The sequence below is a fragment of the Actinomadura sp. J1-007 genome (assembly GCF_009793335.1).
In the GTDB taxonomy this organism is placed as follows: Bacteria; Actinomycetota; Actinomycetes; order Streptosporangiales; family Streptosporangiaceae; genus Spirillospora; species Spirillospora yumaensis.
On sequence record NZ_WING01000001.1, the window covers coordinates 5,924,080 to 5,942,551 of the forward strand.

An 18,472-nucleotide genomic window follows, 5' to 3' on the forward strand; every position below is an offset into this window, starting at 1 on the left:
CGCCCGCCCCTCACTCGCGCCCGCCTTCAGGTTGCCCTCTCGCGGACGACGGCCGCCAGGTCCAGCCGGGCGAGGGCGCGCAGTCCGGGCCGCTGCGCGAGGAGGGTGACGGCGGTGACCGCGACCGCGGCCCACACGTACGTGAGCGGGCGCACGTCGGTGTGGAGGCTCAGCAGGTCGCTGTCGAACGCGCCGAGGAACGCCCCGATCGCGATCCGCCCGAGGACCAGGCCGGGCACGATCCCGAGCCCGGTCACCAGCAGGTTCTCGGCGGTGACCAGCCGGGCCAGCCGCCGCCGGCCCACGCCGGACGCGCGCAGCGTCGCCAGCTCCGTCCCGCGTTCGGCGAGGTTGACGGACATGGTCGCGAACAGCACCGTGAACGCCAGCAGCGCGCCGAAGACGAGCATCACCGCGATGAACGCGTAGAACAGGTTCATGTAGTCGTTCACGGCCCGCTTGAGCGCCCGCGCGTCGGTGTAGGCGACCACGCCCGGACGGGCCGCGAGGGCCCGTTCCATCGCGTTCCGGTCGGCGCCGTCCGCGAACCGCACGAGCACGGTCGACGGGCGGACGCCGGGCGCGATCGCCTCGGCCTGCCCGAGCGAGGCGTACGCGAACGCGCCGAGCGGCTCGTCCACGAACCCGGCCACCTCGACCCGCGCCTCCGCCCCGCCCGAGGACCGGCTGGCGTGCTCGGGCGGACGGTGAGCCGGTCGCCGGCCTTCAGGCCGAGGCGGTCGCGCATGGCGGAGCCGAGCAGGAGGCCGCGGGCGGGCAGCGGCCTCGCGCCGGCCGAGGTGAGGAAGCGGTGCATGGACGTGTCCCGCCGCAGCCCGACGAGCGCCGTCGAGTACGCGCGTCCGCCCGCTTCGAGCGAGACGGGCACGTTCGCGGACGGCTCGGCCGCCGAGACCCCGGGCTGCCGCGCGAGATCGGCGAGCACGGACGGAACGGGCACGGAGCCAGAGCCGGAGCCGGAGCCGGAGCCGGAGCGGGGCACGGAACCGGAGCCGGTGCCGGGGGCGAGCGTGAGTTCGGCGTCCTGCCGCTGGATCCGGTCGAACTGCCGCGCGACCGTCGCCTTGGACGTGTCCAGCATCCCCCACGACACGAGGATGAGCACGAGGGCGAGGACGACGCCGAGCGCCGTGTACGAGGTCCGGCGCGGCTGCCGGGCCGGACCGCGCAGCACGAGCCACGCCCCGGCGGGCAGCCGCCTGGTCACCGGGAGCAGCCGTTCCACCCTGGCGAGCACGCCCCGTCCGCCCCGTCCGGACGGGACCGCGCCGCGCATCGCCTCGGCGGGCGGGACCCGCGCCGCCGCGACCGCGGGCGCGAGCGCGGCGAGCACCCCGGCGGCGAGCGCGAACGCGACGCCGGTCAGCACCGTTCCCGCCCGCACCGACACCTGCGCGTCCGGGATGCCGATCGCCCCGGTGTAGGCGCGCGTGACGGTCCCGGCGAGCGCGAGGCCCAGCAGGACGCCGGGCGCCGCGCCCGCCAGCCCGACGACCACGCCGGTCGCGAGGTAGTGCGCCAGGACCGTGCGGCGCGGGAAGCCGTTCGCCCGCAGCATCCCGATCAGCGAGCGGTCGCGGGCCACGCGCCGCGTCAGCACGACGTAGATCGCGACACCGGCCGCCATCAGGAACAGCGCCGGGAAGAGGTACGCCAGCTCGGAGAAGCCCTTGATGTCCTCGCCGAGCGCGGCGTTGCTGGGCTGGTCGGCCCGCGTCACGGCGTCCGGCGCGCCGTACCGGCGGGCGGTCGCGGTCAGCGCCGCGTCCAGCCGCGCCGCGTCCTCGCGCCCGTCCCGCGTGTAGTGGACGACCACCTGGTTGGGGCCTTGCACGGACGCCGAGGCCGCGATCCGGCGCGCCAGGGGCTCGGGGGCGAACAGGACGCCGAAGCTCCCGGGCGCGGGCAGCGGTTCCTGGCGGTCCCGCGCGGGCCACAGGTACTCGGGGGAGGTGGCGGTCCCGCGTACGGCCACGCCGTGCCAGGCGCCGTCCCGCCACACCTGGACCTTCGAACCGGGCCTCAGATGCGCGTGGTCGGCGATGTGCTTCTCCGCGAGGACGCCGTCCGGCGCGGACGCGTCGAGGTAAGCGCCGTCCCGCAGCTTGACCCGGTCCACCGCGGGCTGCGTCCCGGCGGGCATGCCGACGACGCGCCCGACCATCGTGGCGCCGTCCGGCATCCGCAGCGGGACGTCGGCGACCGTCCGGGTCGCGGCCGCCGCGACCCCGCCGGTACGGGCCGCCTCCCGTGCGATCGCTTCCGCGTCCCCACCCGCGAGCGTGATGTCGGCGAACCGGTACCGGTCGAACAGCGCCCGGTAGCCGCCGTCCAGGTTCTTGTACGCGTCGTACGACGCGCCGAACAGCGCGACGCCCAGCATGACCAGCGCGACGACCGCGACGAGCTGCGCCGGGCGGTGCCGCAGGTCGCGGCGGAACTTGGCCGCGAGCACTCCGCCGGTCACCACGCCACCTCCCCGGCGTCCGCCGGAACGGCCCGCGTGGCGACGTCGACGACCTCGCCCGACCGCATCCGCACGACCCGGTGCGCGATCGCGGCGATGGCCGCGTTGTGCGTGACGACCAGGACCGTCCGCCCGCGCCGGTTGAGGTCCTGGAGGACGCGCAGCACGCCGAGCCCCGTCTCCAGGTCCAGCGCGCCGGTCGGCTCGTCGCACAGCAGCAGCTCGGGATCCTTCGCGATCGCGCGCGCGATCGCGACCCGCTGCTGCTCGCCGCCGGAGAGCTGCGCGGGAAAGTGGTCGGCCCGTCCGGCGAGCCCCACCGACTCAAGCGCCTCCCGCGCCCGCTCCCGCCGCCGCCCCCGCCCGGCCCGCCGTCCGCCGCGTTCACCGTCCACCAGCTCCGCGACGAGGCGGACGTTCTCCATGGCCGTCAGCGTCGGCACCAGGTTGAAGAACTGGAAGACGAACCCGACCGCGTCGCGCCGGTACGCCGTCCGCGCGTCCTCGTCCAGGCCCGCCAGCGAACGCCCGGCGACCTCGACGGTCCCCGCCGACGCGGGCTCGATCCCGCCGATCAGGTTGAGCAAGGTCGTCTTCCCCGACCCGCTCGGGCCGAGCAGTACGACCAGCTCGCCCGTCCCGATGGTCAGATCGACGCCGCGCAGCGCCTCAACGGCCGTGTGCCCCTTCCCGTACGACTTGCCGACGCCGCGAAGCCGCACGGCCGTCTCTTCGCGCTCCCCGCGTCCGCCCGTCTCCGCGCCTGCCCGCTCGCTTCCGTCCGTCTCCGCGTCCACCCGCGCGGCGTTGCCGGTCTTCGCCTCCGAGGCGGGGGACGCGGACGATCCGTGGTCGTGTCGGCGCATGGGCGCGCTCACCTCGCTCGCTCGTCGGTACGCGGCCGCAGCATCGCGACCAGGGCCGTCGTGGCGGATACGGGATCGAAGCCCGGATCGGCCATCAGATGCAGCAGGAGCCCGTCCATCAGTGCGGCAAACGTCTCGGCGATCGCCTTCGGATCGGCGTCCGCGCGCAGCTTTCCCGCCGCCTGGTCCTCGGCGAGCCGTCCCGCCAGCAGCTCGCGGAACGTCCGGATCTGCGTCGCGGTGTCCGCGCGCAGCGACTCGTCGCGCAGGCCCTGCACCATCGCCTCGGCCAGCACCCGCTTGGCGGGGGAGGCGGCGCCCCCGGCCGCGAGTTCGGTGATCGCGGCGACGAGCCCGTCCAGGGCGTTCTCGGCCTGGAGGATCGCGAGGACCGGGGCCTCCAGCTCCGCTTCGAGCGCGTGCGTCACGGCCGCGCGCCGCAGCGCGTCGACCGTCCCGAAGTAGTAGTGCACGAGCGCGTTGTTGACCTGCGCCCGGTCGGCCACCACGCGGGACGTCACCGCGGCCCACCCGCTCTCGGCCAGCAGCTCCACCGCCGCCTCCAGCAGCCGCCCGCGCGTCGTCCCACCCTTCTTCGCCGCCCCCGCGCCGTCCGGGCCGCCCGCGCCGTCCGGAGACGCGCCCGTGCGGGCCGCGGCCTCGCCGTCCTCACCGTTCACTGATCCCGGCCTCCCATCTCTGGTTTGGGCAGGCGCTTTAAGCAGTCGCCCAAACTCTGTGCGCACCACGGTAGACCCGGACCGTTGCATCGTGCAATGGAGGGCGTGTTCGCGCAGGTGGAGCGGGTGAAGGGGGCTAGGCCGGGTCGGCGTAGGAGGCGCGGAGGGCGCGCAGGCGGCGCTGCGTGAGGCTGCCGGGGGCGCCCGCGTACAGCACGATGCGCTGGTCGCGGTCGGGCAGCGGGAGGATGTCGCAGTCGAGTTCCAGCTCCCCGACCACGGGGTGGACGGCGCGCTTGGTCATCGTCCGCTGGACCTCGATCTCGCGCGCCGCCCACAGCTCGGCGAACGCCGGGCTCGTCCCGCGCAGCTCGTCCACCAGCCGCCGCACGTCGGGATCATCCGGGTAGCGGCCGCTCGCGCGCAGGTCGGCCACGCAGCGGCGCGCCAGCGCGGGATGGTGCCCGTCCTCGGACGAGAAGAGCCAGCGCAGCGTGTTGCGCCGCCGTTCGGGAACGTCCGACAGGTCGCCGATCAGCGCGACCAGCATCCGGTTCCAGGCCAGGATGTCGTAGCAGGCGTTGATCACCATGGCGGGGACGTCGTCGAGCCGTTCGAGCAGGCCGAGCACGTGGTCCGGGACGGTCCGCGACGCGTTCGCCCGGGGCGCCTGGTCCGCGAGCCGCAGCAGGTAGCCGTGCTCGTCGCCGGTCAGCCGCAGGGCCCGTCCGAGCGCGTCGAGCACCTGGGCGGACGGGCGCGGGCCGCGGCCCTGTTCGAGGCGGATGTAGTAGTCGACCGAGATGCCCGCGAGCAGCGCGACCTCCTCGCGGCGCAGGCCGGGCGTCTGCCGGCGCCCGCCGGGGGCGAGCCCGGCCTCGTCCGGCTGGATCCGCGCGCGCCTGCTGCGCAGGAACCCGGCCAGTTCCGTTCTGTTCATCACCACCATGATGACCCGTCCCGGGCCTGGTACCGCCGGTCCCAGGCCGAACGGTGCCTACCCGCTCCCGCGCCGGGCGGGCCAGCCTGGACCCATGACGATCCTGGTCACGGGGGCGCGCGGACGCATCGCGCGCAGCCTCGTTCAGCAACTGCTCTCGAACGGCGCGAAGGTCCGTGCCGCCGGGCGCGAACCCGCCGCGGCACAGCTTCCCGAAGGCGTGGAGGCCGTCGCGGCCGATCTCGCCGACCCGGACACGTTCGGCCCGGCGCTCGACGGCGTCGCCGGGGTTTTCCTCTACGCCGAGCCGCGCGGTCTGGACGGCTTCGTGGCCGCGGCCCGTTCCGCCGGAGTCCGGCACATCGTGCTGCTCTCGGCGATCGGCGCCTCCACCGACTCCGCCGACCCGATCGCGCGCATGCACGGCGAGGCCGAACGGGCCGTGGCGGCCTCCGGGATCGCCCGCACGCTGCTCCGCCCCGGCGGCTTCGCGACCAACACGCTGTCATGGGCCCCGACGATCCGCGCGGACGGGACGGTGCACGACCCGTTCCCCGAATCGCATTCGACGCCGATCCACGAGGCCGACATCGCCGCCGTCGCCGCCCGGGCCCTCACCGAACCGGGCCACGAGGGCGCCGTGTACGAGCTGACCGGCCCGGAGTCCGTCACGCGCCGCGAGCAGGCGGACCTGATCGGCGAGGCGATCGGCCAGCCCGTCCGCTTCGTCCTCCAGAGCCTGGACGACCACCGCGAGAGCCTCGCCCAGTGGGGCCCGCCGGAGATGGCCGAGATCCTCATCGAGCACGCGGAGGACTCCGTCGGCCGCCCGGCGCGGGCGACCGACACCGTCCGGCGCGTGACGGGCCGCGACGCGCGCCCCTACGCGGAATGGGCGCGCGACCACGCGCCCGACTTCACTGGAGGTAGTTCTCGACCTCGCTAGCCGGACGCGACCGCGCGTCCTGCGGGTCCTGCCCGGCGGCGAGCCTCGCCCGCCGCTGCCGGAGCAGGTCCCAGCACTGGTCGAGCGCCACTTCGAGCTGTTTCAGCCGCTCGTGCTCCTCGGCGTTGCCCAGCTCCTGCCGCTGCCTGCGCTCCCGCAGCTCGTGCTCCTCGGCCACGATCCGTTCGATCCGGCCGAGGATCTCCTTCTCGTCCATCGCGATCTCCTGTCCGGTGGGACGACCCCCAGAGAATCCCCCGCCCCACCACCCCCGGGCAAGTCAGCGGCCGACGGCCCGTTCGATCCGTTCCGGCAGATCGCCGGCATGCTGAGCGCGTCGCGTCGGCTGCCGACGCGGGTCCGGATGGGGGTCAGGAGCAGAATTCGGCTTCTACGGTTCTGTCCTCCAGGGCCTGGTCGCCCCAGTCGGCGTTGCGGTTGAGGGTGAGGACGTGGCGGCCGTCGCGGCTGGCGGCCACGCGGGACAGCGAGCCCGGCAGCATGCCGCCGTGGCCCCACACCCATCCGCAGCTCAGCTTGAACTTGCGCAGGCCGAGGCCGTAGCGGTCGTTCCCGCCGCCGTGCCCGTCGGCGCCCTCGACCGGGACGGTGTCGAGCATCTTCCCGCGCTGCGACGGCGGCAGGAGCCAGCCCCGCATGAGCGCGCGGAAGAAGCGGTTGAGGTCGCCGGCGGTCGAGATGATCTGCCCGGCGGACCCGGCCACGCTGGGGTCGAACTCGGTGACGTCGTGGACCTTGCCGCCGCCCAGCGTCGAATAGTGCCTGGCGTGCCTTCCGGGCAGGGCGGCCGTCCGGCCGGGCACGGACGTCGAGCGCAGGTTGAGGGGCCGGACGATGCGCCGCTCGACCTCGTGGGCGTAGCTCCCGCCGGAGACCCTCTCGATGATCATCCCGGCGAGGATGTAGTTGGTGTCCGAATAGGCCCAGCGGCCCGGCGCGCCGGGCGGCCGGAACACGGGCGGGTTGGCGAGCGCGGTCCGTACGAGCTCCTCCGGGGTCGCCCCGTCGAAGCGGTGCTTGAGGAACGCGTCCCCGGAGAATTTCGCGAGGAACGACTTGTCGTCGTTGTAGTTGAAGATGCCGCTCGTGTGGTTGAGCAACTGCCGTACGGTGATCCGCCGGCCGTCATATCCGTTGCCTCGTACCACGCCCGGCAGCCACTTCTCGACGCTGTCGTCCAGCGACAGTTCCTTCTCCGCCTCCATTTGCAGCAGGACGGTCGCGGTGAACGGCTTGGTCAGGCTCGCGACGCGGAACCGCTCGTTCGCGCGCCGTTCCCTCCCGCCGATCACGGCCACGCCCTCGTGGGCGTTCCAGACGTGGCGACCGCTGGTGACCTGCGCGATGACGCCGGGGGTGCCGCCGCGCACGATCTCGTTCAGCGCTTCGCGGGTCTTGCCGTGCGACCGCGAATCGGCGGTCGCCGTCGCGACGGCGGTCGCCGACAGCAGGACCGCCGCCCCCAGCGTCACCGCCGTCCTCGTTGCCTTTTCCCTGCTGACCTGCATGTGAACGCTCCCCGCTTTCCCGGCGGCCCGAATTCCCCGTCGAAACAAGCACAAGGCATTACCGCCTCTTTGTGAATCGGGGATGTCCCCGACCCGGGAATGGGGGACCACCCTGATGTCGCGGGCACGCTTCGGCCGCCACCCGGTGGGACGCCTTCCGGGTTCCCGTGCTGGGGCCCGGGAGGCCCGCAGGCCCCGGGCGTACCCGGATCGGGCCACTGACCTGGGGCGGAACGGGCGGGGGCGACCTGACCAGGGCTGGTTTAAAGGGCTCCGACCGGGCACGGACACATGAATCCCATGTCACCACTTACCAGGACGAACGAACGATCAAGGAAGGGATCCTGCGATGACCACGGTCCGACCGTCCACAGATCGACAGGCCCCCGCATCCTCGTCACGTCCCCCTGACCAGGACATCGGGGAACTGGTCAAACAGGCCACCGAGCAGATGTCGGAGCTGGTGCGCTCGGAGCTGCGCCTGGCCAAGGCCGAGATCACCGAGAAGGGCCGGCACGCCGGGATGGGCGTCGGCCTGTTCGGCGGCGCGGGCCTGGTCGCCCTGTACGGGGCCGGCGCGCTGGTGGCCGTGGCGATCGCCGCGCTGGCGCTGGTCCTGCCGCTCTGGGCCGCCGCGCTGATCGTCGCCGGGGCGCTGTTCGTCCTGGCCGGCGTGCTCGCCGTCACCGGGCGGCGGCAGACGAAGCAGGGGACGCCGCCGATGCCCGAACAGGCGATCGAAGGCGTCAGGCGCGACGTCACCGAGGTGAAGGAGAGGGCACACCGATGACGGACGACCACACCACCCGGTCCGGTGCGACGGGCGGGGACCCGACCGGCGACCAGCCGGTGCCGGTCCTGATGAACCCGCAGGCCGCCGGCGGCCACCCGACCGGCCCGAACGACTCCCGCACACCCGAGCAGCGGGCCACCCGCACGCCCAAGGAGCAGGACTCCCGTACGGCCGAGAAGCGAGGCTCCAGTACGTCCGAGCAGGCGCGTGGCGGGGCCGCGCGAGACACCGGCCCGTCCGAGGACACCGGCCCGCCGGAGGACACGGACTCGCCCGAGGAGCTGCGCGCCCACATCGAACGCACGCGCGCCGACCTCGGCGACACCGTCGAGGCGCTGGTCGCCAAGACCGACGTCAAGGCGCGCGCCAAGGCCAAGGCGGGCCAGGTCGGCCAGAACGTCAAGGCGCGGGCGCGCGGCAAGGCCGGGCAGGCCCGCGCGAAGGCCGAGAACGCCAAGGGAACGGTGCGGCAGGCCCAGGACCAGACCAAGGCCAAGGCCCGCGAGGCGTCCGCGTCCGAGACCCGCCGCGGGCAGGCCCGGCGCGGCGCGATGGCCGCGGGCGGCGCCCTGCTGGCCGCCGGAGTGACGGTCGGCTGGATCCGCCTGCGCCGGGCGCGCCGCGCGCAGCAGCGGTCGCCGTGGCAGCGGGCGGCGCGGACCGCCCGGTCGTCCGCCGCGCAGATGCGCGGCAAGGCGGCAGGGCTCGGCGCCGCGGTCAACCAGAGCGACGTCCCCGGCCGGGTCGGGGACCGCGGACAGGAGGCGGCCGCGCGGCTCGCGTCGCGGTCGCGCCGCGTCGCCGCGTCGTCCCGCGGACGGCCGCGGCTCCTGGGCGCGGCCACGGCGGCGGCGGTGCTGGTGGCCGCCGAACGGGGCCGGCGCCGCGCCACCCGATCCGAGTGACCCGGCAGGTCAGGCCGGTGCCGGCCGAACCCGTTCCGGCCTGACCGGCCATCCGACAACCGACCGAGGCGTACGCCATGAGCAAGCACACCCGCACGCACAGCGAGCCGAAGCGCACCGAGCGGACCCCCACGGACTGGCCGCCCCGCTCGGGTGACCACCGGAGGCCGGAGAAGCCGACCGACCTCGGACGGGCCTCCTGGTGGGGCGCGGTCAAGCGCACGTTCGGCGAGTACAAGGACGACAACCTCGGCGACTGGGCCGCCGCGCTCACCTACTACGGAGTCCTGTCGATCTTCCCCGCGCTGCTGGCGCTGGTGTCCCTGATCGGCCTGGCGGGCACGTCGCTCTCCCAGGACCTGATCGACAACCTGGGCGCCGCTGCCCCGGGCTCCGTCAAGCACGTCCTGGTCAGCGCCCTCACCGAACTCCAGGGCAACCGGACCGGCGCGGGCGTCGCCGCGGTCCTCGGCCTCGCCGCCGCGATCTGGTCGGCGTCCGGTTACGTGGCCGCGTTCATGCGCGCCTCCAATGCCGTCTACGACGTGCGCGAGGGCAGGCCGATCTGGAAGACGCTGCCGATCCGCGTCGCCGTCACCCTGGTCACGCTGGTGCTGCTGGCGGCCTCCGCCATCGCCGTCGTGGTCTCCGGGCCGCTCGCCCGCAGGGCCGGCGACCTGATCGGCCTCGGCTCGACCGCCGTCACCGTCTGGGACATCGCCAAGTGGCCCGTCATGCTCCTGGTGGTCAGCCTCCTGATCGCCCTGCTGTACTGGGCCTCGCCGAACGCCCGGCACGGCTTCCGGTGGGTCACCCCCGGAGGCGTCCTCGCCGTGGTGCTCTGGCTGGTCGCCTCGGGCCTGTTCGCCGTCTACGTCGCCAACTTCTCCTCCTACAACAAGACCTACGGCAGCCTCGCCGGAGTGATCGTCTTCCTGGTCTGGCTGTGGATCTCCAACCTCGCCATCCTGCTCGGCGCCGAGTTCAACGCCGAACTCGAACGCGGCCGCGCCATCGCCGCCGGCCACCCCGAGCACGAGGAGCCGTACATGCGGCACCGCGACACCCGCAAACTCGACGACGACCCGTCCCACCAGGGCCCCGACGCCCCACACCCCGACCACCCGAGAGCACCGTAACCCCGCCCACCGACAGAACCCCGCGCCCCGGGCCGGGGCGGCCCCCACGAGCCGCCCCGGCCCACCCATGCTCGGAAGAGCCGCCGCGCCCAGCCCCTACCGGCAGCGACCTCTCGCGTTGGGCGGGGGTGAGGTCACTGGGGTGGTGGAGGCCTGAGATCAGGAGGGTGACCAGGCGGCGGGCGTCGTAGCGGGGGTCCTGGTCGGCGCCGATGCAGAGGTTTCCTACGCCGCGCATCAGCTCGTAGGCGCTCTGGCCGGGGCGGATCTCGGCCGCGTCCGCCGCGGCGTCGAGGAGCCGGGTGCACACGGGGACGAGGCGGTCGAGGAAGTAGGCGTGCAGGGCCTCGAAGCCGGCGTTGTCGGACTGGAGCACCGCGGCCAGCCCGTGCTTGGTGACGAGGAAGTCGACGAACAGGTCGATCCACTGCCCCAGCGCGGCGTAGGGGACTCGCTGCTCGCGAGCAGGGCCGGTCCGGCTTCCGCGCAGGCTTCGACCTGGTGCCGGTAGACGGCGATGATGAGGTCCGCCCGCGTCGGGAAGTGGCGGTAGATCGTGCCCGTCCCGACTCCGGCCCTGGCCGCGATGTCGCGTACCGGCGCCTCCACGCCCGACTCGACGAAGACCGCGGCGGCCGCGTCGAGCAGGGACTCCTCGTTGCGCCGGGCGTCCGCCCGCTTGGACCGGGCCGCGCGCCCCGCGCCCTCGTCGCCGTCGCTCACCGCGCCGCTCCTTCCTGCCGGCTTGCCAAACGGAACACAGTTCCGTATCTTTACCGGAACAAGGTTCCGCTTGCCCAGGATGCCAGAGCGGGCGCCCGGCGGCCAAACGGCGCGCCGTCGCCGTCCAGCCGGCCGCAGGCGGGCGGGCGGGGACCACCGAGAAATGATCGAAGGAAGACTTCCCATGACTGAATCCATGACGGCTGCTGCGGAGCCGGGCCTTGGCGAGCCCACGCCGGTCGTCTCCGTGAAGCCGGTGGTGCTGCCCGCCCCCGGGCGCGGCGAGGACCTGCGGGTACGAGTGTCAGCGCCCGTGAGCGGACGCGAACTGCCCATCATCGTCTTCTCGCACGGCTATGGCTGGTCGCTGGAGGGCTACGGCCCGTTGGTCGACTTCTGGACCGCGCACGGGTTCGCGGTGATCCAGCCGACCCACCTCGACTCCAGGACGCTGAACATCCCTCCGGACGACCCCCGTACGCCGCTGATCTGGCGTTTCCGGGTCGAGGACCTGAAGCGCGTCATCGACGAACTCGATCTCGTTGAGGCCGCCGTTCCCGGTCTCGCCGGACGCCTGGACCGGAGCCGCGTCGCGGTGGCCGGGCACTCCTGGGGCGGCCAGACGGCGAGCATGCTGCTGGGCGCGCGGATCCTCGACTCCGACGGGCGTCCGGGCGAGGACCTGTCCGACCCGCGCGTCAAGGCGGGGGTGCTGCTGAGCACCCCCGGCCTGGGCGGGGACGACCTGACGCCGTTCGCGGTCGAGAACCTCCCGTTCATGGACCCGGATTTCGCGGACATGACCACCCCGGCCCTCGTGGTCGCGGGCGACAAGGACGACTCCCCGCTGACCGTGCGGGGCCGGACTGGTTCGCCGACCCGTACTCCGCGAGCCCCGGCGGCAAGAGCCTTCTCACGCTGTTCGGTGGAGAGCATTCGCTCGGCGGGATCCCCGGCTACACCGTGACCGAGACGACGGACGAGAGCCCGGAACGGGTCGCCGCGCTCCAGCGGCTCACCTGGGCCTATCTGCGCAGCGCGCTCTACTCCGGAGACACCGCTTGGGACGAGGCGCGCGCCGCGTTCACGGCGAGCCCCGATCCGCTGGGCAGCATCGAGAGCAAGTGAACCCGAAGGCGCGAAATGAAAGGACCGATGGCCCCATGCCGCGCACACCCCCGCCGCGTTTCGGGATCATGACCGCCCCCTCCCAGGTCGAGTACCAGGACGTCCTGCGGGTCTGGCGCGAGGCGGACGCGATCCCGGAGATCGAGCACGCCTGGCTGTTCGACCACCTCATGCCGATCGGCGGCGACCCGGACGGCCCGGTCCACGAAGGCTGGACGCTGCTGTCGGCGCTCGCCGCGCAGACCCGCCGGCTGAGGCTCGGCGTGCTGGTGACCAGCAACCGGTTCCGGCCGCCCGCGATGCTGGCCAAGATCGCCGCGACCGTCGACATCGTCTCCGGCGGACGGCTGGAGTTCGGCATCGGCGTCGGCTCGCGGCCCGACATCGCTCTGGCCCGGCGCGAGTACGACGCGCACGGCCTGCCCTTCCACGACACCGCGCACGCCGTGGGCAGCCTCGCCGAAGCCTGCACCGTGATCCGGCGGCTGTGGACGGAGGACGAACCGTTCGACTTCGACGGCGCCCACCACCGCCTCACCGGGGCGTTCTGCAACCCCAAGCCCGTTCAGCGGCCGCATCCGCCGATCGTCATCGGCGGGCGGTCGTCCGCGACGCTGCGCATCGCCGCCGAGCACGCCGACGTGTGGAACATCCCCGGCGGCGACATCGACGACGTCGTACGCCGCGGCGCGCTGCTGGACCGCTACTGCGCCGAGATCGGCCGCGACCCCGGCTCGATCACCCGCTCGATCCACCTGCCCGTCTCGTACGACGAGCCCGGCGCCACCCGGGCCGCGATCGGCGAAGCGATCGACGCCGGCTTCCGGCACGTCGTCCTCGGCCTGCCGGCTCCCTACCCCGACGGCGTCGCACAGTGGGTCGTCGACAAGCTCATCAGCGCGTCGGCGTAGGAAGAGTCTCCTCGCCGTACGGCCCCAACCGTCGGACGGCACGGGGGCACGGGGATTCTCTCCTGGTCGCGGCGCACCTGATCGTTGATGATCGTTCGTCATCACCATGCCCGTTCGTCACCTTCCACGCGCCATGATCGTTGCGTTCGGTCACGCGGGAGGAAGGCGGCAGCGGTGGTGGGAAAGGTGACGGCCGCGCTGCTCGCGGCGGCCGTGCTCTGCGGGGCGGCTCCGGCGGACGCGCAGGCCCCGAGCGTGCCGGGTGTGCCGGGCGTGGACGGCGCGGGTTCCGGTGAGCGTCCGGACGCGCGCGCGTCGTCGGCGCCTCCGCGTTCGGCCGCCGACCGGGCGCCGCGGTACGGCCCCGCCGCCCGGGTGGCTCCCGGCGTGGTGTTCCGGACGTTCGAGACGTCCGGGCTCGGCGGGCCCGTCCGCGGCGACCTGCTGGAGGTCGACCTGCGCGATCCGCGCGTGTCCGTGGGGCTGCTGCGTCCGCCCGTGATCGCGGCCCGCCGGACGGTCTCGGCGATGGCCAACGCCCAGCGCGCCGTCGGCGGGATCAACGGCGACTTCTTCAACATCAGCGAGACCCACGCCGGGGTCGTCCCGACCGGCTCGTCGTCCGGCCCCGAGGTGGACGGCGGCCGCCCGCTGAAGGGGGCCGTGCCCGACGGGCAGCGGTTCGGCCCCGCCCTGCCGCCCACCACGTCCGCCGAGGACGTCATCGGCGTCGGCGCGGACCGCCGCGCCCGCGTGGCCCGGCTGCACCTGTCCGGAACGATCCGTTCCGGCGAAGTCTCCCTCGCGCTGCGCGGGCTCAACCAGTACGCGCTGCCGGTCGGCGGCGCGGGCGCGTTCACCGGCGCGTGGGGAACGGTGTCGCGGCAGCGCGCGGTCTGCGGCACCGACACCGTACGCGGCGCGCCATGCAGCACGGAGACCGCCGAGGTGACCGTGCGGCGCGGCGTGGTCACCGAGGTCGCGGACAAGGTCGGCGAGGGGCCGATCCCGCCGGGCACGACGGTGCTGGTCGGCCGCGAGCAGGCCGCCCGCACGCTCCGTACCCTGCGGCCCGGCGACCGTGCGAACGTCCGCTACCGGTTCACCGGAGCGCGACGGCTCCGCTTCGCCGTCGGCGGCTTCCCGATCCTGCGCGACGGTGCGCCGCTGGCCGGGCTCGACGCGGCGGGGCCCGCGCCCCGTACGGCCGCGGGCGTCGGCCGCGCCGGGCGCCGCCTGTACCTCGTGGTGGTGGACGGCAGGTCGGAGCGGAGCGGCGGCGTGACCGTCGCCGAGCTGGCCGCGCTGCTCGGCCGGGCGGGCGCGGACGACGCCGTCAACCTGGACGGCGGCGGCTCCTCGACGTTCGTCGTGCGCGGCCCCGGAGAACCGGCCGCGACCGTGCGCAACGCCCCGTCCGACGGCACCGAACGGCCCGTGGCCAACGGCATCGGCGTCTTCACCCGCCCCTGAGCCCAGACCGCGCCGCGCCCCTGCCCCTGCGCCCGCGCTCCGCGGTCAGGTCGCTGAGGACGGGGTGCGGGACGGCTCGGTCACCTTGTCGAGGAACGCGGCCAGGTTGTCCCGGGTGCGGGCGATCTTCTCGTCGAGGGAGAGGGTCTCGTCCAGGACGCCGCCCACGCCCGGCTGCTTCAGGCCGCGCGTGTAGAGGGAGCAGGCCAGGTCCGCGCACACGTACCGTCCCACCGAGTCGCCCTGCCGTCCGGCCTCGCCGGTGCGGCGCGCGGTCATCAGCGCCACGCCGCCGCTGGCGTGGGTGGTCAGGCAGAGCGAGCACATGCTGCGCGAGGTGAACCCGCGCGAGGTCCCGCGGGCCGCGCGGAGCGCGATCCCGACGAGGCCGCCGCCGTCGCGCTCGGCGACCAGGCAGCCGCGTTCGGGGGCGCCGGGATCTCGCCATCCGAGGAAGTCCAGATCGCCCCAGGGGCGCTCGTCCAGGTCCTTCGGAACGGTCAGCCGCTTCGCCTCGCCCTTCGAGCAGTTGGCGAACGACCTGCGGATGTCGCTCTCAGTGATCGGTCTCATGTACGCTGAGGCTAGCTCCTCTAATACAATTAGGCAAAAAATTTATTTGCCTAGGTCAAGGGAGGGTCCGATGGCGCGCGCGGGCATCACCGGCGAGCTGCTCACCCGTACGGCGGCGGAACTGGCCGACGAGATCGGCTTCGACCGGGTGACCGTCTCGGCGGTCGCGCGCAGGCTCGGCGTCAAGGACCCGAGCCTGTACGCGCACATCGAGAACGCGCGGGAGCTGAAGGTGCGGGTGGCGCTGCTGGCCCTGGAGGAGCTGGCCGACAGGGCCGCCGCCGCGCTGGCGGGGCGCGCGGGCAAGGAGGCGCTGGTGGCGTTCGCCAACGCCTACCGCGACTACGCCAGGCAGCACCCGGGCCGGTACGCCGCCGCCCGGTTCGAGCTCGACCCCGAGACCGCGGCGGCCAGCGCGGCGCCCCGGCACTCGGAGATGACGCGCGCGATCCTGCGCGGCTACGACCTGCCCGAGCCCGACCAGACCGACGCCGTGCGCTTCCTCGGCGGCGCGTTCCACGGGTACGTGAGCCTGGAGCTGGCGGGCGGCTTCCGACACACCCCGCGCGCGGCCGAGGACTCCTGGGCCTGGACTCTCGACACCCTCGACTTCGCTCTCAGAAACCATCCACGGAGATCCGAATGACCGGCTGGACCCATACGCCCATCGACGCGCGCCTCGTGCGCGGAGCCCTCGACCTGGAACGCACCGAGCGCGGCGTGCTGCCGCACCGGCTGCCCGGCTGGGCCCGCAGGCAGTTCCCGGACGAGTACCTGGCCAGGACGGAGGCCCAGCCCTCCGGCGTCCGGCTGGCCTTCCGCACCCGGGCCACCGCCGTCGAGCTGGACGTGCTCGCCACCAAGCGCGCCTACCGCGGCGCGCCGCCCCAGCCGGACGGCCTGTACGACCTGGTGGTCGACGGCCGCCTGGCCGGGCAGGCCACCGCGCCGGGCGGCGACCTCGCCGTCATCGAGATGGCCGACCAGACCGCGACCGTCCGGCCCGGCCCGCCCGGCACCGTCCGTTTCGACGGCCTGCCCGCCGAGTCCAAGGACGTGGAGATCTGGCTGCCGCAGACCGAGCCCACCGAGCTGATCGCGCTGCGCACGGACGCGCCGGTCGAGCCCGTACCGGACGGGGGCCGAAGGGTGTGGCTGCACCACGGCAGCTCGATCAGCCACGGCTCCAGCGCCGCGAGCCCCACCGAGACCTGGCCCGCGCTGGCCGCGGCGCGGGGCGGCGTGGACCTGGTCAACCTGGGGTTCAGCGGCAACGCGCTGCTCGACCCGTTCACCGCGCGCGCCGTCCGCGACGCTCCGGCGGACCTGATCAGCCTCAAGATCGGCATCAACCTGGCCAACACCGACCTGATGCGCCTGCGGGCGTTCACCCCGGCGGTCCACGGGTTCCTCGACACCGTCCGCGAGGGGCATCCCAGCACGCCGCTGCTGGTGATCTCGCCGATCCTCTGCCCGATCCAGGAGGACACGCCGGGACCGCTCGCCCTCGACACCGACAGCCCGGACCTGCGGTTCCGCGCCGTCGGCGACCCGGCGGACGTCGCCGGCGGACGCCTGACGCTCAACGTCATCCGGGACGAGCTCGCGCGCATCACCGCGCAGCGGGCGAACGACGACCCCAACCTGCACTACCTGGACGGCCGGTCGCTCTACGGCGAAGCCGACTTCGCCGAACTGCCCCTGCCCGACGGGGTCCACCCCGCGCCCGCCGGCCACCGCCGCATCGGCGAACGCTTCGCCGCGCAGATCTTCGAGAACGGCGGCCTGTGGAGCAGGTGAAGGGCCCCCGGGGACCCCGCCCGACCACGTGAACGGCATGATTGGCCCCTGGCGGAAGCCCGGGACGGCCGCTGCCGGCGGACCGTTCGCCATGGCCGGGGGAGTCGTGTCGACGCGTGAAGGGTGCACAGGTGGCGGGTGATCGTGCGGGGGAGCCCCGGGCTCGCGGGTGGCGGCAGGGGCTCGGGGACATGGCGGCCGACATGCTGTCGTTCTGGTGGTTCGGAGCCGACGGCGGCGGCGCGTACGAGCCGGGCCGTTCCGACGAACGGTTCGGCCCGGTCAAGCTGCTCGTCTGGACCGCCGTGGCGATCGCCGCGGCGGCGGGGATGCTCGGCCTGCGGCTCCTGTTCGGCGGGCCGCCCACCGCGGGGTGGGCGATCGCGGCGGTCCCGCTCGTCCTGCCCGTGGTCGGGGCCCTCGCTCACCGTCCGCCGAGGCGGTGGCGGGGCGTGGCGGTCGGCGTTCTCATCGGGACGCCGGTCGGCCTGGCGGTCGGCGCGTCGACCGCCTCGCCACTGGGGTCGCTGTGGTCGGGCCACCTGGGACTCTCGTCCGCCTTCCTGGCCGGAGCCGCGGGATTCGCCTCGGTGACCGGCGCCGCCCGCCGCGGCTCCCCCTGACGACCGTCGAACGGCCAGTGCCGCCGGAACCGCCGGAACCGCCGGTACGGCCGGGAGGCGTGACCGCCGTGGCGGGCGGGGTTGTAGAAGCCGTTCTTCCGCGTATCTTCGGCTGGTGGGCACCTGGTTGAAGAACCTGGACGCGCAGGACCCGCCGCGGGTCGGCCCGTACCGGCTGCTGGCCGTGCTCGGAAGCGGTGGCATGGGCCACGTCTACCTGGGGCGTTCCCCGGGGCGGCGGGCCGCAGCCGTCAAGGTGGTGCGTCCGGAGCTGTCCGGCGACCAGGTGTTCCGGACGCGGTTCCAGCGCGAGGTGGAGGCGGCCCGCACGGTCGGCGGCGCGTTCACCTCACCGGTGCTCGCCTCCGACACCGAGGGCGATCCACCGTGGCTGGCCACCGCCTACATCGCCGGGCCGCCGCTGAACGAGGCGGTACGCAGGCACGGGCCGCTGGAGGAGCCCGCCGTCCGCGCCCTCGGGGCCGCGCTCGCCGAGGCGCTGACCGCGATCCACGAGGCGGGGCTCGTCCACCGCGACCTGAAACCGGCGAACGTGCTGCTCGCGCAGGACGGCCCGCGGGTCATCGACTTCGGCATCAGCCGCACGTCGGACGGCACGACGATCACGCGCAGCGGCGCCCTGGTCGGATCACCGGCGTTCATGGCGCCCGAGCAGGTCGCCTCGGGACGCCGCGCAGGACCGGAGGCCGACGTGTTCGCGCTGGGCGGGACGCTGGTGTACGCCGCGACCGGCGCACGGCCGTTCGACGCGGGTACGGTGCCGGCGATGCTGGCCCGGATCGTGCATGGAGAGCCGCTGCTCGACGGGTTCCCCGCCGCGCTGCTGTCCACCGTGGCCGAGTGCCTGGACAAGGACCCGGACCGCCGCCCCTCCCCGCCCGACCTCGTCGAACGCCTCGGCGGCACGGAACCGCGGGGGTGGTGGCCGCCGCCG

17 protein-coding genes and 3 pseudogenes are annotated in these 18,472 nt (G+C 74.2%); 11 read left to right on the forward strand and 9 right to left on the reverse strand.

Annotated elements, in window-relative coordinates; all coding sequences use genetic code 11:
- Positions 1–26: 26 nt before the first annotated feature.
- The 5 genes from GEV43_RS26915 to GEV43_RS26935 all read right to left on the reverse strand — a co-directional run bounded on the left by GEV43_RS26915 (position 27) and on the right by GEV43_RS26935 (position 4,974).
- A complete protein-coding gene (locus GEV43_RS26915; protein WP_206681294.1) occupies positions 27–491 on the reverse strand; it encodes an FtsX-like permease family protein in 465 nt (154 codons plus the stop codon).
- Positions 449–2,488 (reverse strand): FtsX-like permease family protein, encoded by a 2,040-nt coding sequence (locus tag GEV43_RS55190; protein WP_160823097.1) that lies wholly within the window; start codon positions 2,486–2,488, stop codon positions 449–451. Before GEV43_RS55190 ends, GEV43_RS26915 begins: the two co-directional genes overlap by 43 nt.
- On the reverse strand, positions 2,485–3,354 hold the full coding sequence (locus GEV43_RS26925) for an ABC transporter ATP-binding protein (RefSeq protein ID WP_160823098.1): 870 nt from the start codon (positions 3,352–3,354) through the stop codon (positions 2,485–2,487). Before GEV43_RS26925 ends, GEV43_RS55190 begins: the two co-directional genes overlap by 4 nt.
- Before the next feature lie 8 nt (positions 3,355–3,362).
- Complete coding sequence (locus tag GEV43_RS26930; protein ID WP_160823099.1) at positions 3,363–4,034, reverse strand: TetR/AcrR family transcriptional regulator; 672 nt, start codon at positions 4,032–4,034, stop codon at positions 3,363–3,365.
- A gap of 136 nt (positions 4,035–4,170) precedes the next feature.
- Complete coding sequence (locus GEV43_RS26935; protein WP_160823100.1) at positions 4,171–4,974, reverse strand: helix-turn-helix transcriptional regulator; 804 nt, start codon at positions 4,972–4,974, stop codon at positions 4,171–4,173.
- Positions 4,975–5,068: 94 nt separating this feature from the next.
- On the opposite strand from GEV43_RS26935, the gene GEV43_RS26940 reads away from it, so the two are divergent.
- Entirely contained in the window at positions 5,069–5,920 is an 852-nt protein-coding gene (locus tag GEV43_RS26940; protein ID WP_160823101.1) for an NAD(P)H-binding protein, read from the forward strand.
- Here the strand turns inward: GEV43_RS26940 and GEV43_RS26945 are convergent.
- Both GEV43_RS26945 and GEV43_RS26950 read right to left on the reverse strand, forming a co-directional pair.
- Positions 5,892–6,137 carry a DUF2630 family protein gene (locus tag GEV43_RS26945; protein ID WP_175250143.1) on the reverse strand — a complete coding sequence of 82 codons (246 nt, stop codon included), beginning with the start codon at positions 6,135–6,137 and terminating at the stop codon, positions 5,892–5,894. The two genes, GEV43_RS26940 and GEV43_RS26945, sit on opposite strands and share 29 nt — an antisense overlap.
- Positions 6,138–6,291: 154 nt before the next feature.
- Positions 6,292–7,413, reverse strand: coding sequence for a serine hydrolase (locus GEV43_RS26950; protein ID WP_206681295.1), 1,122 nt, complete (start codon positions 7,411–7,413; stop codon positions 6,292–6,294).
- A 385-nt stretch (positions 7,414–7,798) separates the two neighbouring features.
- Here GEV43_RS26950 and GEV43_RS26955 point away from each other — a divergent pair, with 385 nt between their 5' ends.
- From GEV43_RS26955 to GEV43_RS26965, 3 genes are all read left to right on the forward strand, one after another.
- The gene (locus GEV43_RS26955) at positions 7,799–8,239 is read left to right on the forward strand and encodes a phage holin family protein (RefSeq protein ID WP_160823103.1); all 441 of its coding nucleotides are present in this window, start codon (positions 7,799–7,801) and stop codon (positions 8,237–8,239) included.
- Complete coding sequence (locus tag GEV43_RS26960) at positions 8,236–9,147, forward strand: DUF3618 domain-containing protein (RefSeq protein ID WP_206681296.1); 912 nt, start codon at positions 8,236–8,238, stop codon at positions 9,145–9,147. The genes GEV43_RS26955 and GEV43_RS26960 overlap by 4 nt, the downstream gene beginning before the upstream one ends.
- Positions 9,148–9,224: 77 nt before the next feature.
- Positions 9,225–10,286, forward strand: coding sequence for a YihY/virulence factor BrkB family protein (locus GEV43_RS26965; RefSeq protein ID WP_160823104.1), 1,062 nt, complete (start codon positions 9,225–9,227; stop codon positions 10,284–10,286).
- Positions 10,287–10,425: 139 nt separating this feature from the next.
- Here the strand turns inward: GEV43_RS26965 and GEV43_RS26970 are convergent.
- Positions 10,426–11,009 (reverse strand): annotated as a pseudogene (locus tag GEV43_RS26970) (TetR/AcrR family transcriptional regulator); the annotation flags it as partial.
- Between the two features lie 184 nt (positions 11,010–11,193).
- Between GEV43_RS26970 and GEV43_RS26975 the strand changes: the two are divergent.
- The 3 genes and pseudogenes from GEV43_RS26975 (at position 11,194) to GEV43_RS26985 (ending at position 14,521) form a co-directional block, all read left to right on the forward strand.
- A pseudogene (locus GEV43_RS26975) lies at positions 11,194–12,137 on the forward strand (alpha/beta hydrolase family protein).
- 35 nt (positions 12,138–12,172) lie between these two features.
- Complete coding sequence (locus GEV43_RS26980) at positions 12,173–13,048, forward strand: LLM class flavin-dependent oxidoreductase (protein WP_160823105.1); 876 nt, start codon at positions 12,173–12,175, stop codon at positions 13,046–13,048.
- A 174-nt stretch (positions 13,049–13,222) separates the two neighbouring features.
- A complete protein-coding gene (locus tag GEV43_RS26985; protein ID WP_206681297.1) occupies positions 13,223–14,521 on the forward strand; it encodes a phosphodiester glycosidase family protein in 1,299 nt (432 codons plus the stop codon).
- 45 nt (positions 14,522–14,566) lie between these two features.
- On the opposite strand, the gene GEV43_RS26990 is transcribed toward GEV43_RS26985, so the two are convergent.
- A complete protein-coding gene (locus tag GEV43_RS26990; protein ID WP_160823107.1) occupies positions 14,567–15,094 on the reverse strand; it encodes an FBP domain-containing protein in 528 nt (175 codons plus the stop codon).
- Positions 15,095–15,164: 70 nt separating this feature from the next.
- Here GEV43_RS26990 and GEV43_RS26995 point away from each other — a divergent pair, with 70 nt between their 5' ends.
- From GEV43_RS26995 to GEV43_RS56335, 4 genes and pseudogenes are all read left to right on the forward strand, one after another.
- Positions 15,165–15,740: a TetR/AcrR family transcriptional regulator gene (locus GEV43_RS26995; RefSeq protein WP_160823108.1), complete on the forward strand. Its 576-nt coding sequence runs from the start codon at positions 15,165–15,167 to the stop codon at positions 15,738–15,740.
- The gene (locus GEV43_RS27000; protein ID WP_160823109.1) at positions 15,737–16,894 is read left to right on the forward strand and encodes a GDSL-type esterase/lipase family protein; all 1,158 of its coding nucleotides are present in this window, start codon (positions 15,737–15,739) and stop codon (positions 16,892–16,894) included. Before GEV43_RS26995 ends, GEV43_RS27000 begins: the two co-directional genes overlap by 4 nt.
- A gap of 191 nt (positions 16,895–17,085) precedes the next feature.
- On the forward strand, positions 17,086–17,517 hold the full coding sequence (locus GEV43_RS27005; protein WP_160823110.1) for a hypothetical protein: 432 nt from the start codon (positions 17,086–17,088) through the stop codon (positions 17,515–17,517).
- A 115-nt stretch (positions 17,518–17,632) separates the two neighbouring features.
- Positions 17,633–18,424: pseudogene (locus tag GEV43_RS56335) on the forward strand (serine/threonine-protein kinase); the annotation flags it as partial.
- Positions 18,425–18,472 lie beyond the last annotated feature (48 nt).

Excerpts from the sequence above, each read along its gene's own strand:
- GEV43_RS26940 (WP_160823101.1), top strand. The coding sequence starts at position 5,069 with ATGACGATCCTGGTCACGGGGGCGCGCGGACGCATCGCGCGCAGCCTC.
- GEV43_RS26925 (WP_160823098.1), bottom strand. The coding sequence starts at position 3,354 with ATGCGCCGACACGACCACGGATCGTCCGCGTCCCCCGCCTCGGAGGCG.
- GEV43_RS27005 (WP_160823110.1), top strand. The coding sequence starts at position 17,086 with ATGGCGGCCGACATGCTGTCGTTCTGGTGGTTCGGAGCCGACGGCGGC.
- GEV43_RS26955 (WP_160823103.1), top strand. The coding sequence starts at position 7,799 with ATGACCACGGTCCGACCGTCCACAGATCGACAGGCCCCCGCATCCTCG.
- GEV43_RS26965 (WP_160823104.1), top strand. The coding sequence starts at position 9,225 with ATGAGCAAGCACACCCGCACGCACAGCGAGCCGAAGCGCACCGAGCGG.
- GEV43_RS26945 (WP_175250143.1), bottom strand. The coding sequence starts at position 6,137 with ATGGACGAGAAGGAGATCCTCGGCCGGATCGAACGGATCGTGGCCGAG.
- GEV43_RS26960 (WP_206681296.1), top strand. The coding sequence starts at position 8,236 with ATGACGGACGACCACACCACCCGGTCCGGTGCGACGGGCGGGGACCCG.
- GEV43_RS26935 (WP_160823100.1), bottom strand. The coding sequence starts at position 4,974 with ATGAACAGAACGGAACTGGCCGGGTTCCTGCGCAGCAGGCGCGCGCGG.
- GEV43_RS26990 (WP_160823107.1), bottom strand. The coding sequence starts at position 15,094 with ATGAGACCGATCACTGAGAGCGACATCCGCAGGTCGTTCGCCAACTGC.
- GEV43_RS26995 (WP_160823108.1), top strand. The coding sequence starts at position 15,165 with ATGGCGCGCGCGGGCATCACCGGCGAGCTGCTCACCCGTACGGCGGCG.
- GEV43_RS27000 (WP_160823109.1), top strand. The coding sequence starts at position 15,737 with ATGACCGGCTGGACCCATACGCCCATCGACGCGCGCCTCGTGCGCGGA.
- GEV43_RS26980 (WP_160823105.1), top strand. The coding sequence starts at position 12,173 with ATGCCGCGCACACCCCCGCCGCGTTTCGGGATCATGACCGCCCCCTCC.